Origin of the sequence: Bradyrhizobium sp. IAR9, assembly GCF_013408065.1 — a bacterium.
GTDB lineage: Bacteria > Pseudomonadota > Alphaproteobacteria > Rhizobiales > Xanthobacteraceae > Bradyrhizobium.
Window position 1 is genome coordinate 1 of the sequence record NZ_JACBZW010000032.1, and the last position, 1,583, is coordinate 1,583.

Below are 1,583 nucleotides of genomic sequence, written 5' to 3' on the forward strand. Positions count from 1 at the left end.
GGGTCTTGGTCGTGTAAAAACAGCCTTACAGGACCGCGAGTCTTGAAGCCAAAACTGGGCCGGCCTCAGGCCGCGATCGCGGCGATCAGCGGCCTGATCCCGAGGATATTCATTGCTCGGGTCAGATTATAGGCCAGAACCGAGAGGGCCATCTCGGCGGCTACCTTTGGGAGAGTTTTGGTCAGGAAGTGCGTCGCTCCCATGCGCGCCTTCATCGTGCCGAACGGATGCTCGACAGTCTCGCGACGAAGGCGCATAGCGAGCGGGGTCGCATCGAGCCGCTGCTGCACGGCGTCGAGCAGATCCTCGTGCTCCCATCGCGTGATCCGTCGCTCTGAGCCGGGCGTGCACTGGGGTTTGATCGAACAATTCTTACAGGCGTTGGTCCAGTAGCGCCGCAGCATCTTGTCGGCTTCTTCGTTTGTATAGCGATACGGCAATCGCTCCCCGGCCGGACAACGATAGGCGTCTTCCTCCGGCAAATAGACAAAGTCCTGCTTACCGAAGCGTCCGTCCGACTTGGCGCCCGAAGTCATCGGCTTGGGCAGAGTTACCGTGATGCCGGCCTCGTGGCAGGCGAGGATCTCCGGGCTGCTGAAGTAGCCGCGATCGGCAACGGCCTCGAGCGTCTCAGTCTTCAGAACAGCTTTCGCCTGCCTGGCCATATTGGCAAGTTGTGCCCGATCTGAGCCGCTGTTCGTCACCTCATGCGCGATAATCAGGTGATGGTCGGTATCGACGGCGACTTGGACATTGTAGCCGACAACGCCGGATCCGCGGCCACTGGTTGCCATCGAACGGCTATCCGGATCGGTCAGGGAGATTTGCTGATCGGGGGAAGCAAGCATTTGCTTCTCGTAGACAGCAAGCTTGCCCATTTCCTCCTTCAGCTTTGTCAGCTTCTCGGTAAGCCTCGTCACCTTCGTGACCAGCGCCTCCGTCGGCTCCTGGCGGTCGGCCGTGTCAAGTTGGCTCAGATAGCGCGCAACGCTCTCCTCCAACTGAGCACGGCGTCGCTCCACCTTCGCGCGCGTGAAGTTCCTGTCCCGGTTGTTCACGGCCTTGAACTTGCTCCCATCGATGGCGACGCTCGCCGTCGTGAGAAGACCCATCCCGCGGCAGAGCTCGACAAAGCGCGCACAGACCTTACGCAGCCCCGGGCTGTTGTCCTTGCGGAAGTCCGCAATCGTCTTGTGATCGGGAGCGAGCCGACCCAGCAGCCACATCACCTCGACATTGCGCCCGGCCTCTCGTTCCAATCGCCGGCTCGACTGCACCCGGTTCAGATAGCCGTAAATGTAAAGCTTAAGGAGCACCGAGGGATGGTACGACGGCCGACCGGTGGCCGCCGGCTCCACACCCTCAAAGCCCATCTCAGCCAAACCGAGCGCATCGACAAATACGTCGATCACGCGAACCGGGTTGCTCTCGTCAATGAAGTCATCGAGGCATTCGGGCAACAGCGTCCGCTGCCCACGATCCGCCTCCGCAACGAAGCGCTTCATTCCAGCCCCCCGCAAATCGTGCGGGAATCATATCGCGCGAATCACATCAAGCGCAGCGTTTTCACACAGCCAGGGTCA

General features: G+C 60.7%; 1 protein-coding gene. It reads right to left on the bottom strand.

Annotated elements, in window-relative coordinates:
- Nucleotides 1-65 precede the first annotated feature (65 nt).
- The gene (locus GGD67_RS39000) at nucleotides 66-1,505 is read right to left on the bottom strand and encodes an IS1182 family transposase (protein WP_179740337.1); all 1,440 of its coding nucleotides are present in this window, start codon (nucleotides 1,503-1,505) and stop codon (nucleotides 66-68) included.
- Nucleotides 1,506-1,583: the final 78 nt, after the last annotated feature.

What these genes read in the sequence shown, in the direction of transcription:
- GGD67_RS39000 (WP_179740337.1), bottom strand. Translation starts at nt 1,505, where the DNA reads ATGAAGCGCTTCGTTGCGGAGGCGGATCGTGGGCAGCGGACGCTGTTG.